Here is a 15854-nt window from a genome sequence, read left to right on the forward strand (position 1 = left end):
TGTCAGGGGCTCGGGCAGGCAGCTCCCGTGTCAATCCATGCGCGGATGAGCTCACCAAACGCACGCTGAGTGCCCGGCACGGGCTCCAGACCAGCGCCCGGGTCCCAACCCCACCCCACCAGGACGTCTTCGGCCATGTGGTGCTGCAGCGCCTCCAGGGACTTCCCGCCGTTCCGCGCGGGGTCCTTGAGCTGCTCGCAAATCTTCCCCAGGGGCACGCCCACCCATGCCATCTCCGCTGGCGCCAGGGCCCACTTCGGATTGCCAGGCATGCTCCGCAGCGTCGTGCCCACCAGCGGCGTGTTGCGCGCCTGGTGGCACGAGGTGCAGGGCAGCCCGGGGGTGCCATGTCCCGTGGGCCCGCCCGTCACGGCGGGCACGTGCCGACGCTGCTCCATGCCCTGCAGGGGTACACCATCGGCCGGGTGGCAGTTGACGCAGCGCGGGTGCGCTATCACACGCCCCGCCTCGACGAAGAGCGCGGCGGAGCGCTGCTTCTCATCCGTGATGGCGGCGAACGCGGACACGGGCTGGAGTGACGGCCCCGCGTCCCGCGCCTGCGCCGCCTGCGTTCCCGAGGCCTCCGGTGCGCTCTTGGTGGACTTGCAGGCCACCGCCGAGAGGACGGCGCCCAACACGATGACGGAGCGCCCCGGGTGTCTCATTCGCGTTCCAACTCTCTCATGACAGCCTCCGCGGCGCGGCGGCCCGACACCAGCGCGCCGTCGATGGAGGCATTGTCACGGTGGTCTCCACACACGAACAGCCCCGGTGACAGCCGCACCGGCCGGTGCGGCGGCTCCAGCACCTCCGGAGGCTGCGCGGGCAGCGCGAGCGGAAGCGCGTAGGTGCGCAGATGCCGCCAGGCGGACACGGCCGGACCGAACCAGTCCGTCAGCTCCGCGAGCACCTCGGCGCGCAGCGTGTCCAGGTCCGGCGTGGCGCCGACCACGGACACGGACACGAGCGCCTGGCCCCGCGGCGCATACGCCGGTGACACCTCGCTCATCACCGCCACGTTGTTCACCCGGCCCCGGCCCTCGCCATTGAGCAGCAGCCACGGCCCCTCCACGGGCGGCTCCGGCGCGGCGAAGTAGAGGCACGTCACCCGGTTCATCACCGGTGGCACCATGCCCGGCAGCAGCCCCACCGCGCTCGCCGGGTCCGTGGCCACCACCACCGCCCTGGCGCCAATCAGCTCTCCGTCCGCCAGCCGCACGCGGTGTCCCCACACTTCCGCCACCGGCGCGCGCATCCGCAGCACGCCCGGCGGAAGGCGCGCCGACAGCTGCTCCGGAATGGCGCCCATCCCCGCCTCCGGCACCGCCGCGTACCCGGACGAGAACATGCGGAAGACGAACTCCAGGAAGCGGCTGGACGTGGTCAGCTCCCGCTCCAGGAAGATGCCCGCGAAGAAGGGGCGCAGGAACGACTCCCGCAGGGCCTGCGTGAAGCCCAGCTCGTCCAGATAGCGCCGCGAGGTGCGAGACGGCCGCTGCCACACGTCCTCCACTTCACCGGAGAGCGCCAACTGCCGCAGCTCCAGGATGCGCAGCTTGTCCCCGAACGTCCCCACGGGAGCGAACAGGTGCGCCAGCGCCTCCACGGGGCGGCGCAGCGGGTCCGCCACAGTGTGCAGCTTGCCACCCCGCCACACCTTGGCGCCGGGGATGAACCTGCGCAGCGACAGCGCCCCCAGGTCCAACGTGCGCCGGCCTTCCGGATAGGCCGACAGGTACACCTGGAAGCCTCTGTCTAGCAGGAAGCCCTCATGGACATCCGTGCGCACCCTGCCCCCCGGTGCGTCACTCCCCTCCAGCACCAGCACCTTCACCCGTGAGGCGACGAGCGCCCGCGCGCACGCCAGCCCCGCGAGACCCGCACCGACGACGATGACCTCCGGAGTCGACACGCACGCGCCTCCACACTTCCTGCTCAAGAAAAGCGTCCACGCTCGCTTGATAAGCGTGGGAGGCGCAAGGGAGACTCGGAGGCGGTTGCGGGCAACCGACACTTGATGCAGAAACACCGGCTGTTGCCCCTCACCCCCGTCTCACCCGGCGCCGGAATGCTCCCGGCCCACCAACACCCCTCGGAGCGAGAGAAAGCAGGCAGCCCCATGTTGATCGTGATGCGACCCGACGCGACGGCCCAGGACATCGAGCGTGTGAACGACGAGATCCGCCGCCGTGGCTGGCAACCGCACGCGATTCCAGGGGGCACCCGCACGGCCGTTGGCATCACCGGGAACCCGGGCGCGGTGGAACCAGAGCCCTTCCGCGTGCTCCCTGGCGTCGCTGACGCCGTGGCCATCTCCCAGCCGTTCAAGCTCGTCAGCCGCGAGGTGAAGCCGGACGACACGCAGCTGCGCATCGGCGACCTGACGATTGGCGGCTCGGCCTTCCACGTCATCGCCGGTCCGTGCTCGGTGGAGTCGCGCGAGCAGATCCTCTCCACCGCCCACGCGGTGAAGAAGGCGGGCGCCACCATGCTGCGCGGCGGCGCGTTCAAGCCGCGCACCAGCCCCTATGAGTTCCAGGGCCTCAAGGGCGACGGCCTGGCGCTGCTGGCCGAGGCGCGCCAGGAGACGGGCCTGCTCGTCACCACCGAGGTGAAGGACACCGCGACGCTCCAGGCCGTCGCCGACGCCACGGACATCCTCCAGATTGGCGCGCGCAACATGCAGAACTTCAGCCTGCTGGAGGCCGTGGGCGACCTGCGCAAGCCGGTGATGCTCAAGCGCGGCATGAGCGCCACCATCAAGGAGCTGCTGATGGCGGCCGAGTACATCGTCGCCCGCGGCAACACGCAGGTCATCCTCTGCGAGCGCGGCATCCGCACCTTCGAGACGATGACGCGCAACACGCTGGACCTCAACGCGGTGCCCATGCTGAAGGCGCTCTCGCACCTGCCCGTCTTCGTGGACCCGTCGCACGGCATCGGCGTGCGCAAGGCGGTGCCGGCGATGATGCGCGCGGCGACGGCGGTGGGGGCGGACGGCATCATCGTCGAGGTGCACCCCGACCCGCCGCGCGCGAAGTCGGACGGTGCCCAGTCCCTGGACTTCTCCGAGTTCGAGAAGTCCATGAACGAGGTTCGCGCCATCGCCCAGGCGATGGGCCGCGAAGTCGTCCGTCTGGGATAGGCCATGACCCTCAAGGAAGCGCTGGGCAAGGTGGTGGGCCGGCGCGACCTCACCCGCGAGGAGATGACCCGCGTCATGGGTCTGATGCTCGCCGGGGAGGCTTCGCCTGCCCAGGTTGGCGCGCTGGCGACGGCGCTGAAGATGAAGGGTGAGACGGAGGATGAAATCCTCGGCGCGGCGGAGGCCATGCGGGCCTGCGCGGCGAAGCTGTCCCCGCGCGCCGACGTGGTGCTCGACACCTGCGGCACCGGCGGCGACGGCGCGCACACCTTCAACATCTCCACCGCGGTGGCCTTCGTGGCCGCCGGGGCGGGCGTGACGGTGGCCAAGCACGGCAACCGCGCGGTCTCCAGCCGCTGCGGCAGCGCGGACGTGCTGGCGGCGCTGGGCGTCTCCATGGAGCGTCCGCACGAACGCGTGGCGCGGGACATCGACGAGCACGGCGTGGGGTTCCTCTTCGCGCCCTCCCACCACGGGGCCCTGCGGCACGTGGCGCAGGCGCGGCGGGACATGGGGTTCCACAGCGTGTTCAACCTGCTGGGGCCGCTGACGAACCCGGCGGGCGCGCGCTACCAGCTCCTGGGGACGTTCGACGGCAAGCGCGTGGAGCAGACGGCGCGCGTGCTGGGCCGGCTCGGCAGCCGCCGCGCGTGGGTGGTGCATGGCCATGACGGGCTGGATGAGGTCTCCCCGTGCGGCGCCACGGAGGTCGCGGAGCTGCGCGAGGACGGCACGGTCCACACCTTCACGGTGTCGCCCCAGGACGCGGGGCTGGACGTGGTGCCTCGCGAGGCCATCGCGGGTGGCGACGCGGAGGAGAACGCCCAGCGGCTGCGCGCGCTGCTGGACGGCGAGCGCTCCGGATTGCGCACGGCGGTGCTGCTCAACGCGGCGGCGGCGCTCGTCGTCGTGGGGCTCGCGGCGGACCTGCGTGACGGCGTGCGCAAGGCGGAGCACGCCATCGACTCGGGCGCGGCCCGGAACAAGCTGGCGGCCCTCATCGAGGGGGGCTTGTCATGAGCCAGGCAGGAACGTTGGACCGCATCATGGCGCGCAAACGCCAGGAGCTCGCGGCGCGGCCGCCCATGGCGCCTCGCGCCCGGCCCACGCCCCGCGACTTCGCCCAGGGGCTGGTGACCCACCGCTCCGGGCGGCCGCTGAGCGTCATCGCGGAGGTGAAACGCAAGAGCCCTTCGGGCGGGGACTTCCCCCACGCCGACGTGGTGGCGGTGGCCCGGGCCTATGAGGCCGCGGGCGCCAGCGCCATCAGCGTGCTGACGGATGGGCCGGACTTCGGCGGCGGCCTGGAGGACCTCGTGGCCGTGCGGGCGGCGGTGTCGCTGCCCGTGCTGCGCAAGGACTTCCTCGTGGCGGCGCGCGAGGTGGAGGAGAGCGCGCTGTGGGGCGCGGACGCGGTGCTGCTCATCGCCGACGCGCTGGAGGATGGCGAGCTGCGGGAGATGGTCGCCACGGCGAAAGCGGTGGGCGTGGCCGCGCTGGTGGAGGCCCACACGGAGGCGCACGCCGAGCGCGCGCTGGCCGCGGGCGCCAGGCTGGTGGGCATCAACAACCGCGACCTCGCCACGCTGAAGACGGACACGGGCACGGCGCTGCGGGTGATGCCGAAGCTGCGCTCCCGGGCCCGCGTGCTGGTGGCGGAGAGCGGCCTCAAGTCCCTGGCGGACCTGGAGGCGGCGCGGGAAGCGGGCGCGGACGCTGTCCTGGTGGGCGAGTCCCTGCTTCGAGCGCCCGACCCCGGACACGCGCTGCGGCGGCTGCTCGGGGTGGAGGACGCGGCGCCATGAGCGTCCGCGTGAAGGTGTGCGGCGTCACGCGCCTGTCCGACGCGCGGGCCGCGTGGGAGGCGGGCGTGGACGCGCTGGGCCTCAACTTCTACCCGAAGTCCCCCCGCTGCCTGGACCTCCCCACGGCGGCGGCCCTGGCGCGCACGCGGCCGCCCCTGGGCACGGTGCTGGGGGTGTTCGTCAACGCGGCGCCGGACACCATCCGGGAGGCGGTGCGCGCCTGTGGCCTCACGGCCGTGCAGCTCCATGGGGACGAGCCCCCGGAGGCCTGCTCGGGGTACGGCGTGCCCGTCATCAAGGCGCTGCGAGTCACGGGGCCGGAAGACGTGGCCCGGGCCCAGGCGTATGTGGGCGTAGGGGACGTCGCGGGGCTGCTGCTGGACGGCGCGGCGCCGGGCTATGGCGGCGGCGGCGTGGGCTTCGACTGGTCGCTCGTCGCGGGGCTGGCGGGCAGTGGCGTGCCCGTGCTGGTGGCGGGAGGCCTGCGGCCCTCCAACGTGGCCGACGCGGTGCGCGCGACGCGGCCGTACGGCGTGGATGTGGCCAGCGGCGTGGAGTCCGCCCCTGGCATCAAGGACGTGGAAGCGGTGCGCGCCTTCGTGCGCGCCGCGAAGTCCATCAACCTCTGGGAGTGACAGACATGACGACGGAGACTGTCGCCGGCCGCTTCGGGCGCTACGGCGGACGCTACGTTCCGGAGACGCTGGTCCCCGCGCTGCAGGAGCTGGAAGAGGCCTATGCCGCGGCGAGCGCGGACCCGGCCTTCGGCGAGGAGGTCGCCCGCGTGCTGCGTGAGTACGTGGGCCGCCCCACCACGCTGACGCCCGCCCGGCGCCTCACGCAGGCCTGGGGCGGCGCGAACGTGTGGCTCAAGCGCGAGGACCTGGCGCACACCGGCGCGCACAAAATCAACAACACCGTGGGGCAGGTGCTGCTCGCGAAGCGGATGGGCAAGCAGCGCATCATCGCGGAGACGGGCGCGGGCCAGCACGGCGTGGCCACCGCCACCGCGTGCGCCCTCTTCGGTCTGCCCTGCGAGGTGTACATGGGCGCGCTGGACGTGGAGCGGCAGGCGCTCAACGTCTTCCGCATGCGCGCGCTGGGCGCGGTGGTGCGGCCGGTGGAGTCCGGCTCGCGCACGCTGAAGGACGCGATGAACGAGGCCATGCGCACCTGGGTGTCGCAGGTGTCGGACACGCACTACGTCATCGGCAGCGCGGCGGGGCCGCATCCCTATCCCACGGTGGTGCGCGACTTCCAGGCCGTCATCGGCCGCGAGCTGCGGACGCAGGCCCAGGCTGCCTTCGGCGGCCTGCCGGACGCCATCATCGCGTGCGTGGGCGGTGGCTCGAATGCCATTGGCGTGCTGCACCCGTTCATCGGTGACGCCAGCGTGCGGCTGGTGGGCGTGGAGGCGGGAGGCCACGGCCTGGAGACGAAGCAGCACGGCGCGTCGCTGACGCTGGGGACGGAGGGCGTGCTGCACGGCTCGCGCTCGCTGGTGCTCCAGGACGAGGACGGCCAGATTCAGGAGGCGCACAGCATCTCCGCCGGTCTGGACTATCCGGGCGTGGGCCCGGAGCTGGCGCACCTGGCGAAGACGGGGCGCATGGAGGTCCGCGTCGCCACGGACGACGAGGCGCTGGCGGCCTTCTACGAGGTGGCGCGCCTGGAGGGCATCCTCCCCGCGCTGGAGACGTCCCACGCCTTCGCGCGCGGCCGGGAGCTGGCGCGCGAGCTGGGGGCGGGCAAGCACCTGGTCATCAACTGCTCGGGCCGCGGCGACAAGGACGTGGCCACGATTTCCGCGCGGGGCGTGCCTCCGCCGGTGGGGGTGAAGGCGTGAGCGACGAGATTGCACAGGCCTTCGCCCAGGCGAAGGCGCGAGGCGAAGGCGTGCTGGTGGCCTACGCCATGGCGGGCGACCCGGACCTGCCCCGCTCGGTGGACGTGTTCGCCGCGCTGGTGGAGGGCGGCGCGGACGTGCTGGAGCTGGGCGTGGCGTTCAGCGACCCCATCGCCGACGGCCCCGTCATCCAGGGCGCGGCGGAGCGGGCGCTCAAGGCCGGCTCCACGCTCAAGCGCGTGCTGGACCAGGTGGTGCCCGCGGTGCGCCAGCGCTGCCCCCAGACGCCGTTGGTCATCATGACGTACGTCAACGTCATCATGGCCATGGGCGAGGCGCGCTACGCGAAGCTCGCCCGCGAGCGCGGCGTATCGGGGACCATCCTCCCGGACCTGCCCCCCGAGGAGAGCGCCAGCCTGCGCGCCACGTTCGACGCGGAGGGCCTCGACTTGATTCCCCTGTGCGCGCCCACCACGCCCCCTGCGCGGGCGCGGGCCATCGCGAAGGAAGGCCGTGGCTTTGTCTATTGTGTGTCCGTGTCCGGCGTGACGGGCATGCGCGCGGAGCTGCCGCCGGACCTGTCACAGCGGTTGGAGTTGGTGCGAAGCGCCGCGCCCGTCCCCGTGGTGGCGGGCTTTGGCATCTCCACGGCGGAGCAGGCACGCACCCTGTCTGCCCATGCGGATGGCGTGGTGGTGGGCAGCGCGCTGGTGCGTGCCGCGCACACAGAAGGCCCCGCCGCGGCGAAGGCGCTCTGCGCCGACATCAAGCGCGGACTGCGCCGCTGAGGCCCAGCCGCTCCTCCCCAGCTTAATTCGATTTTCGGGAATAATTCGCCATCCCTATAAACACTCCGGAGCGCCCTGGACACCCGCATCGAGCGGGCTCGTACGCGGCGCCATCCATCCGGAGGCAATATGTTGCAACGGCGAAGGCCGTCTTGGAGCGGTGCGTTCCTGCTGACAGCGGGGCTGCTGGCAGGGACGGGCTGTGGGGGCGACGCAGCTCCCACCGAGCCTGTACCCACAAGAAGTCAGTCCCAGCGCCAGGGCTTTGGCCCCGACCTGGTGATACGGGAGCTACGGGGCCCCGCGAGCGTTCGGTTCGGGGAGACGTTCACCGCCACGGTGCGGGTCTGCAACGACGGGACAGCGCTCGCCCAGGGGCCCTTCGGCGCGCTCGAGCTGGGCCTCTACCTCTCCACGGACGACACCCTGTCCTGGCCCGACCCGGGCCTGCCGCCGCCCCTGGACCAGGTGCTCGTCGCCACGGTCCAGATGAACGCGCTGGAGGCGGGGCAGTGTGAGACGCGTGGCCTCACCGGGTACGCCACGCCGCCCGCGCAGAGCCAGGGGGACGGCGCCTACCACCTGGGCGCCATCATCGACGTGCAGCAGACCGTCGTCGAGCTGGACGAAGCCAACAACGTCGGCGTGACAGTGCTGGGCGTGGGGACGCGGCCGGACCTCGTCGTCACGGAGGTCCACGCGCCCGCCAGTGCCCGAAGCGGCCAGAGCATCACGTCGACCGTCAAGGTGTGCAACCAAGGCACGACGATGTCGGAGCAGGGGTCCGTGGACCTCTATCTCTCCTCGGATGACACCCTGTCCTGGCCCGACCCGAACCTGCCGCCCACCTCGGGCCAGCTGCTGATTGGCTCGTTCCCCATGCCGGAGCTGCCCCAGGGCCGGTGCACCCTCCGCGAGGTGTCCTCCCTGGTGACGCTGCCGCCCGGCGCCTCACCCGGGCAGCCGCTCTACCTGGGCGTCATCGCCGACGCCCAGCAGAGCACCTCGGAGCTGCGCGAGGACAACAACATCACCGTCAGCGCCCCCATCGGCGTGGGGGACGCGCCGGACCTCGTCGTCACGGAGGTCCACGCGCCCGCCAACACCGGGGGTAGCCACCCGCTCATCGCCACCGTGAGGGTTTGCAACCAGGGCACCCAGCCCGCGCCCACCAGCGCCGTCGAGCTGCACCTCTCCCTGGATGGCGCCTTCGCCATGCCCGGCGCTGGCACGCCGCCTCCACCGGGACAGGCGATGGTGGGCCAGACGGGCCTGCCTCCGCTGGGCCCTGGCCACTGCGCCACACGCGACGTGCTGGGTGATGCGGCCCCGCCCCCTGGCGGCCCTCTCGACAGGGTCGTCTTCCTGGCAGCCATCGTCGATGCCGCGCAGAGCGTCCCGGAGCTTCGCGAGGACAACAACGTCTTCGTGAAGGGAGCCATCGGCGTGGGGCAAGCGCCCGACCTCGTCGTCACCGCGATAACGGCCCCCCCGAGCTTGAGCCCCTGGAGCTCCGCCAACGTCTCCGTCACCGTCTGCAACGAGGGCATGAACTCGACCTCCATGGTCGACGTCGAGCTGTTCCTCTCCATGGTGCCGACGCTGGACCTGCGGTCCTATATGTACAGCCAACATGGCACCCAGGCCTCGATCGGCTCGCTGACCCTCCCCGGCCTGGACGCGGCCCAATGCGTCACTGGCGACGTCGTCATCAGCGCGGGCCGGCCCCACGACGCGCCCCCTGGAATGGAGTCCTTCTATCTGGGCGCCATCGTCGACCCGACGTCGAACGTCCAGGAGCTGCGAGAGGACAACAACACCTTCGTCGCCAGCCGCATCGGCGTGGGCGAGCGCCCGGACCTGGTCATCACCTCGCTGAAGGGTCCCGCCAACGTCGGGCACGCCCCCTTCCCCGTCACCGCGACGGTCTGCAACCAGGGCACCCAGGGCAGCTCCTCCGACATGCTGGAGCTTTACCTCTCCACGAGCGAATTCCTGAATGCGCCAACTCCAGAGGGCGGTCCCACATTCGAGCCGTTCATGCGCGCCCCCATTGGAATGCTCACGCTCCCGCCGCTGGACCCCGGCGAGTGCAGGGCGCTCTCCACGACCGCTCTGGCTCAGGTCCCTGGCGGGAGCTGGAACACGGCCTACTTCCTCGGGGGCATCGTCGACCCGTGGTCCGCGGTGCAGGAGCTGCGCGAGGACAACAACACCTTCATCGGCGGCGTCATCGGCGTGGGTGAAGGTCCCGACCTCGTCGTCACCGCCGTCACCGGCCCGGCCAGTGTGCGGAGGAACGAGCATTTCTCATCGGCCCTCACGGTCTGCAATCAGGGCACCGCGCAGTCCAGCCCCAGCCAGGCACAAGTGTTCCTCTCCACCGAAGCCAGCCTCGTCTTGCCGGACTGGAACAACTCAGGTGCCCCGCTCCCGGAGAGCCAGACACCCGCCGGTGAGCTGAGCATTCCCTCCTTGAGCGTCGGCCAATGTTTCACGGGCAATGCCCTCGGCACGCCCTACCTCCCGCCCGCCGTTCCAGGCGAAGCCTTCCACCTGGGCGCCATCGTTGACGTGTGGAGAGACGTCAATGAGCTTCGAGAGGAGAACAACACCTTCGTGAGTGGCCGCATCGGCGTGGGTGACGGCCCCGACCTCATCGTCACCGCGCTCACCAGCCCCGCGAGCGTGCAGCCCCATGACGCGTTCACCGCCACCGTCACCGTCTGCAACCAGGGTACTGCCTACTCGAGTTCCTCGGACCTGGAGCTGCACTTCTCCACGAAGGCAAGCCTGGACATGCCCAGGTGGAATGGCCCCGGCGCCCCCTTCCCGGATACGCAGGCCCATGCCGGAATGATGCCGGTCCCTCATCTGGAAGCGGGACAGTGCGTCACGCAAGAGGTCCTGGGCTATGCGCAGCGGCCTCCAGCGGCGACGCCCAACCAACCGCTCTACCTGGGCGCCTTCATCGACGGATGGGACAACACGGATGAGCTGCGCGAGGACAACAACACCTTCGTGAGCGGTCTCGTGGGCGTAGGCTACGGGCCCGACCTCGTCGTCACCGCGATACAGGCCCCCGCCAGCGTGTTGCCCAATGACACGTTCCACGCGACCGTCACGGTGTGCAACCAGGGCACGCAATCCTCGACCAGCAACTCCGTGGAGGTGCACCTCTCCTCGGTGCCGGAGGTGGTCATGCCCCGGTGGAACGGGCCGGGCAATCCCCTGCCGGCCACGCAACAGCCTGTCGGTAGCATGAGCGTGCCCTCGTTGAACGCCGGCAGGTGCTTCACGGGGAGCGCCTTCGCCACGGCCAACCGGCCTCCAGCGGCGACGCCCGGCCAGCCGCTCTACCTGGGCGCCCTCATCGACATGAACCTCTCCGAGCAGGAGCTGCGTGAGGACAACAACGTCTTCGTCAGCGGCCGCATCAGCGTGGGGGAGGGCCCCGACCTGGTCATCACCTCCGTCACCGGCCCCGCGAGCGTGGAGGACCACGGCGCGTTCACCGCCGCCGTCTCGGTCTGCAATCAGGGAACGAGCACGTCGTCGTCAACCCTGGTGGAGGTCTACCTCTCCACGGAAGCCACCCTGCACATGCCGCAGTGGAGTGGTCCGGGCCAGCCGATGCCGGACACCCAGCGACTCATTGGCGGGCTGAGCCTTCCGCCCCTGCAAGTGGACGACTGCATGACCCTGAACGTCCCCTCCTGGGCGCAGCGCCCTCCGGCGACGGTGGCGGACGGGCCGCTCTATCTGGGTGCCACCGTCGGCGCACATGCACCGCACGACGAGCTGCGCGGAGACAACAACACCTTCGTGGGCGGCCTCATCGGCGTGGGGTACGGCCCGGACCTCGTCATCACCGCCGTGAGCGCACCGGCGAGCGTGCCGTCCAATGGCACCTTCACCGCCATCGTGACAGTCTGTAATCAGGGGACGCAGTACTCGAACGGCACGTCCCTGGAGCTGTTCTTCTCCACGCAGGCGCGGGTCGTCATGCCCCAGTGGAATGGCCCGGGAATGCCCTACCCGAACACCCAGATGCCCATTGGCTACGTCAACGTGCAGCCCATGAACCCAGGGCAGTGCGTCACGGAGCCCGCCTCAGCCTGGGTGGCGCTGCCCCCCGAGGCGTCGCCCAATCACCCCCTGTACCTGGGCGCCGCTGTCGACACCTCGCAGATGGAGGCGGAGCTGCGCGAGGACAACAACACCTTCGTGAGCGGACTCATGGGCGTGGGCGACCGGCCCGACCTGGTCATCACCTCCATCTCCGGCCCCACCTCCGTGAGGACAGGCAGCACCTTCACCGCCACCGTGCGCGTGTGCAACCAGGGCACCTTCTCCACCAGCGGCTACACGGACGTGGAGCTGTACCTATCGAGCAGCAACACGCTCGATCTCCCACCTCAAGGCGGACCGGGAGGCCCCTCCGAATCTCAGACGGCCATCGGCGCCGTTCAGGTCCACGCACTGGACGCCGGGCAGTGCGTCACGCGCAATGCCTCGGTGACGGCCTACACGCCTCCGGATTCGGGCCCCACCGGGTTCTTCTACCTGGGCGGCATCGCCGACCCCTGGAATCACCAGGAGGAGCTGCGCGAGGACAACAACGCCCGCGCGGACCGGCTCATCATCGTGACGCCGTAGTCACTGTCTGAGAACAGGCCCGGCCGGGCGCACCGCCGTCCGGCCGGGCATCCTGCAACCCTGAACGAATGCCAGCCGTCCTCCTGTAATTTCTACACAGCCGCGACGGCGCGCGCCGCTCCGGAGTCACCGCCTCCTGCCCTCGCGTGCCACCCGGCGGACATAAAACAGACCTCCAGGCCATCCTCTCGCCCTCCTGATGGCATTGACAGACAACGCCACTCAACACCGCGGCCATGAAGCTTCCATCCCAATCCAGGTGGGCTCCGGCCCTGCTCGTGGCGCTGGGGACGACAGGCGCCTGCGACAGCAGCGAGGACGATTTGGTGCGGGCGTTGGGCGACCCCGTGCTGGACGCCTTCGAGCTCCGCCTGCGGGGCCAGGACGCGGCACGGTACGAGAAGGTCCTGCTGGGCATGGGACAGGTGGAGGTCACGTCCTTCGGCGAGCCCGTCCGCTTCGAGCCCTCGCCCAACGCACGCGCCATGGACCTGTCGGACACGAACCACGCCCACCTGCTGGGGCGCTTCTTCCTGCCCAGGTACGTGAAGCAGGTGGACATCACCGTGCGCCTGGACGACGTGGGCGCGTTCAAGGAAGACAGCCTGGCGGGGCTCGTCAACGCCCAGGCCGGAACCATCCAGTTTTCGACCACGCGCGGCGCCCTGGAGCAGCGCTCACGCGTCGTCATCCACCTGCACCTGAAGGACAGCCTCTTCGAGTTTAGGGGCGGAAAGACGCTCCTGCCGTCGACATCCATCGCCCACTGAAAGTCCCGGCGCCCCGAGGCCCCTCTGGCTTTCACCTGCGCGCGCGCCCGGGCCCTGCCAGAATGCGCACCATGAAGACCCCCGGGAAACAGGTGGTGCTCGTCCGGCACGGTGAGACGGAGTGGAGCCACAATGGCCGGCACACAGGGCGGACGGACATTCCGCTCCTGGACGCCGGAAGGGAGATGGGCCGCCTTCTGGGCGCGCCGCTGAAGGCCTGGCGCTTCGACGCCGTCTACACCAGCCCGCTGAGCCGCGCGGCGGACACCTGCGCGCTCGCTGGTTACGGCGACCTGGCCCAGCCGCGCGAGGACCTCATGGAGTGGGACTACGGCGACTATGAGGGACGCACCAGCGCGGAGATTCGCGCGGAGCGGCCCGACTGGACCATTTGGAAGAGCGGCGTCCCCAACGGAGAGACGGCGGCGCAGGTGGCCACGCGCGTGGACAGCGTCATCTCCGACGCGCTCCGGACGGACGGGGACGTGCTCATCTTCGCCCACGGGCACCTGCTCCGCGTGCTCGCGGCGCGGTGGCTGGGCCTGCCCCCGTGGGAAGGCCGCCTCTTCCTGCTGAGCACCGCGTCCATCAGCGTGCTCGGCCATGACGGCGACAGGCGCCGCCCGGCCATCGTGTCGTGGAACGACACCACGCACCTGCGCGCTTGAGCTACAGCCGCCCCTCCAGGAAGTTGCGCACCAGCGCCGGCCCATCCGGCGTGAGCACGCTCTCTGGATGGAACTGAACGCCCACCACGGGCCGCTCGCGGTGGCGCAGCGCCATGATGAGGCCATCCTGGCTCCACGCGGTGGCCTCCAGTTCGGCGGGCAGGGACGGCGCCTCCACGATGAGCGAGTGGTAGCGCGCCGCCGCGAAGCCCGCGCTGAGCCCAGCGAAGAGGCCCGTGCCGCCATGCTGGATGTGCGCCGCCTTGCCGTGCACCGGCTCTGGCGCGCGCACCACCTTGCCTCCGAAGGCCGCGCCAATGGACTGGTGCCCCAGGCACACGCCCAGCACTGGCACGCGTGACTGGGCAATGGCCGCCACGCTGACGCCCGCCTCGTGCGGCGTGCAGGGCCCCGGCGAAATCACCAGGTGGGATGCGCCCGAGGCCGCCACGCCTTGCGCATCCAGGTCGTCGTTGCGCACCACCTTCACCTCGGCCCCCAGCGTGTACAGGAGCTGCACGAGGTTGAAGGTGAAGGAGTCGTAGTTGTCGATGACCAGAATCACCGGCCACCTCCCTCGCGCGCCAGCCGCAGCGCGGCGGCCATGGCGCCCGCCTTGGCCTCCGTCTCGTCCGCTTCCTTCGACGGCACGGAGTCCGCGACCACTCCCGCGCCCGCGGTCCACATCGTCCGGTCTCCGTCCACGAAGAAGGTGCGCAGCGCAATCGCCACATCCAGCGTGCCGCAGAAGGACAGGTAGCCCACCGCGCCCGAGTAGGGCCCGCGCCGCTGGACCTCCAGCTCGTCGATGATTTGCATCGCGCGAATCTTGGGCGCGCCTGACACAGTGCCCGCGGGGAAGGTGCTGGCCAGCGCGTCCAGCGCGTCATACTTCGCGTCGAGCTTGCCGCGCACCTGCGACACGATGTGCATCACGTGGCTGTAGCGCTCGATGAGCATCATGTCCTCGACGCGCACCGAGCCAGGCGCCGCCACGCGGCCCACGTCGTTGCGCCCCAGGTCCACCAGCATGATGTGCTCGGCGCGCTCCTTCTCGTCCGCGAGCAGCTCCTTCTCCAGGGCCAGGTCCTCGGCCTCGGACGCGCCGCGCCGCCGGGTGCCGGCGATGGGCCGCACCACCACGTCCCCGTCACGCACCTGCACCAGCAGCTCCGGCGATGCGCCCACCAACGCGCGGGCCTCGCCCAGCGCCACCAGGAAGAGGTACGGCGACGGATTCACCCGCCGCAGCGCGCGGTAGAGCGACAGCGGCGGCGGCGCGCCCCGGGACTCGAAGCGGCGCGCGAGCACGACCTGGAAGATGTCTCCGGCGCGGATGTACTCCTGCGCCCGAGCCACCGCCGCCTCATACCCCGCGCGCTCCCAGCACGCGGCGGGCGCCACGTCCCCACGCATGCGCGGCGCGGGCGCGTAGGCCTCCGGAGGCAGCGGCTTCAGCAGCCGGTCCGCCATGGACTGCGCGCGCGCCTCCGCGTCCTTCAACGCGGCGGCCACGCTGCCGTGCAGCGACGGCCGGGCAATGGCGGTGGCCTTGAGCGTCCCGGTGCGGGTGTCGTGCGTGACGAAGTCCTCGCACACCAGCCACTCCGAGTCCGGGAAGGAGAGGTCGCTGGGGTGCCGGTCCGGCACCGTGGGCTCCAGCCACGAGAAGCAGTTGTAGCCCATGTACCCCACGAGCCCGCCCAGGAAGGGCGCTTCACCGGGGAGCCGCGCCACGGCCAGCTCGCGCCAGAGCTGGCGCAGCACGTCCAGGGGCTTGCCGTCCCGACGCTCCTCGTTCGAGCCCCGCCACAAGGTGGCGCCGCCGCGGTCCAGCCGCACGCGGCCCGCGGGCTCCGCGCCAATGTGGCTGTAGCGGCCGAACCGCTCGCCGCCGTAGCACGACTCGAGGATGAAGCCGCGCGAACCACCGCCCAGCTTCAGGTAGGCCGACAGCGGCGTGTCGAGGTCCGCCGGCAGCTCCACCGACACCGGCACCGCCTCGCCCTGCTCCGCGCGCTGCCGGTAGGCTGACTTCCGCTCCTGTGCATCCATCGTCGTTGACTCGCTTCCCACCGCGCATCACGGCAGGGGGGAACTGGGGTTATCCCCCGTCCAGGGGGAGTCCTCCAAGCGGTCCGATATTCCTCTGCATGCGTCGCGCAAGCCCCCG

General features: G+C 71.0%; 13 protein-coding genes. 9 read left to right on the forward strand and 4 right to left on the reverse strand.

Annotation, left to right across the window (positions count from 1 at the left end; all coding sequences use genetic code 11):
• Nucleotides 1-2 precede the first annotated feature (2 nt).
• Together KGD87_RS19580 and KGD87_RS19585 are read right to left on the reverse strand one after the other, a co-directional pair.
• On the reverse strand, nt 3-665 hold the full coding sequence (locus KGD87_RS19580) for an Isoquinoline 1-oxidoreductase subunit (protein WP_284661772.1): 663 nt from the start codon (nt 663-665) through the stop codon (nt 3-5).
• Complete coding sequence (locus KGD87_RS19585; RefSeq protein ID WP_284661773.1) at nt 662-1912, reverse strand: NAD(P)/FAD-dependent oxidoreductase; 1251 nt, start codon at nt 1910-1912, stop codon at nt 662-664. The genes KGD87_RS19580 and KGD87_RS19585 overlap by 4 nt, the downstream gene beginning before the upstream one ends.
• Nucleotides 1913-2119: 207 nt before the next feature.
• Here KGD87_RS19585 and aroF point away from each other — a divergent pair, with 207 nt between their 5' ends.
• The 9 genes from aroF to KGD87_RS19630 all read left to right on the forward strand — a co-directional run bounded on the left by aroF (nt 2120) and on the right by KGD87_RS19630 (nt 13681).
• The gene (gene aroF, locus KGD87_RS19590) at nt 2120-3145 is read left to right on the forward strand and encodes a 3-deoxy-7-phosphoheptulonate synthase (protein ID WP_090492163.1); all 1026 of its coding nucleotides are present in this window, start codon (nt 2120-2122) and stop codon (nt 3143-3145) included.
• Nucleotides 3146-3148: 3 nt separating this feature from the next.
• The gene (gene trpD, locus KGD87_RS19595; RefSeq protein ID WP_284661774.1) at nt 3149-4165 is read left to right on the forward strand and encodes an anthranilate phosphoribosyltransferase; all 1017 of its coding nucleotides are present in this window, start codon (nt 3149-3151) and stop codon (nt 4163-4165) included.
• On the forward strand, nt 4162-4950 hold the full coding sequence (locus KGD87_RS19600; RefSeq protein WP_284661775.1) for an indole-3-glycerol phosphate synthase TrpC: 789 nt from the start codon (nt 4162-4164) through the stop codon (nt 4948-4950). The genes trpD and KGD87_RS19600 overlap by 4 nt, the downstream gene beginning before the upstream one ends.
• Entirely contained in the window at nt 4947-5585 is a 639-nt protein-coding gene (locus KGD87_RS19605; RefSeq protein WP_284661776.1) for a phosphoribosylanthranilate isomerase, read from the forward strand. Before KGD87_RS19600 ends, KGD87_RS19605 begins: the two co-directional genes overlap by 4 nt.
• Nucleotides 5586-5590: 5 nt before the next feature.
• Nucleotides 5591-6796 (forward strand): tryptophan synthase subunit beta, encoded by a 1206-nt coding sequence (gene trpB / locus KGD87_RS19610; protein WP_284661777.1) that lies wholly within the window; start codon nt 5591-5593, stop codon nt 6794-6796.
• Nucleotides 6793-7584, forward strand: coding sequence for a tryptophan synthase subunit alpha (gene trpA / locus KGD87_RS19615; protein ID WP_284661778.1), 792 nt, complete (start codon nt 6793-6795; stop codon nt 7582-7584). Before trpB ends, trpA begins: the two co-directional genes overlap by 4 nt.
• A gap of 129 nt (nt 7585-7713) precedes the next feature.
• Nucleotides 7714-12243 (forward strand): CARDB domain-containing protein, encoded by a 4530-nt coding sequence (locus KGD87_RS19620; RefSeq protein ID WP_284661779.1) that lies wholly within the window; start codon nt 7714-7716, stop codon nt 12241-12243.
• Nucleotides 12244-12479: 236 nt separating this feature from the next.
• Entirely contained in the window at nt 12480-13013 is a 534-nt protein-coding gene (locus tag KGD87_RS19625) for a hypothetical protein (RefSeq protein ID WP_284661780.1), read from the forward strand.
• A 62-nt stretch (nt 13014-13075) separates the two neighbouring features.
• A complete protein-coding gene (locus tag KGD87_RS19630; protein WP_284661781.1) occupies nt 13076-13681 on the forward strand; it encodes a histidine phosphatase family protein in 606 nt (201 codons plus the stop codon).
• 1 nt (nt 13682) lies between these two features.
• Here the strand turns inward: KGD87_RS19630 and KGD87_RS19635 are convergent, their stop codons facing one another.
• Nucleotides 13683-14246, reverse strand: coding sequence for an anthranilate synthase component II (locus KGD87_RS19635; RefSeq protein ID WP_284661782.1), 564 nt, complete (start codon nt 14244-14246; stop codon nt 13683-13685).
• A complete protein-coding gene (locus KGD87_RS19640; RefSeq protein ID WP_284661783.1) occupies nt 14243-15736 on the reverse strand; it encodes an anthranilate synthase component I family protein in 1494 nt (497 codons plus the stop codon). The genes KGD87_RS19635 and KGD87_RS19640 overlap by 4 nt, the downstream gene beginning before the upstream one ends.
• Between the last annotated feature and the right edge of the window lie 118 nt (nt 15737-15854).

The sequence above is a fragment of the Myxococcus sp. SDU36 genome, from assembly GCF_030168875.1.
GTDB classification, from domain to species: Bacteria; Myxococcota; Myxococcia; order Myxococcales; family Myxococcaceae; genus Myxococcus; species Myxococcus vastator.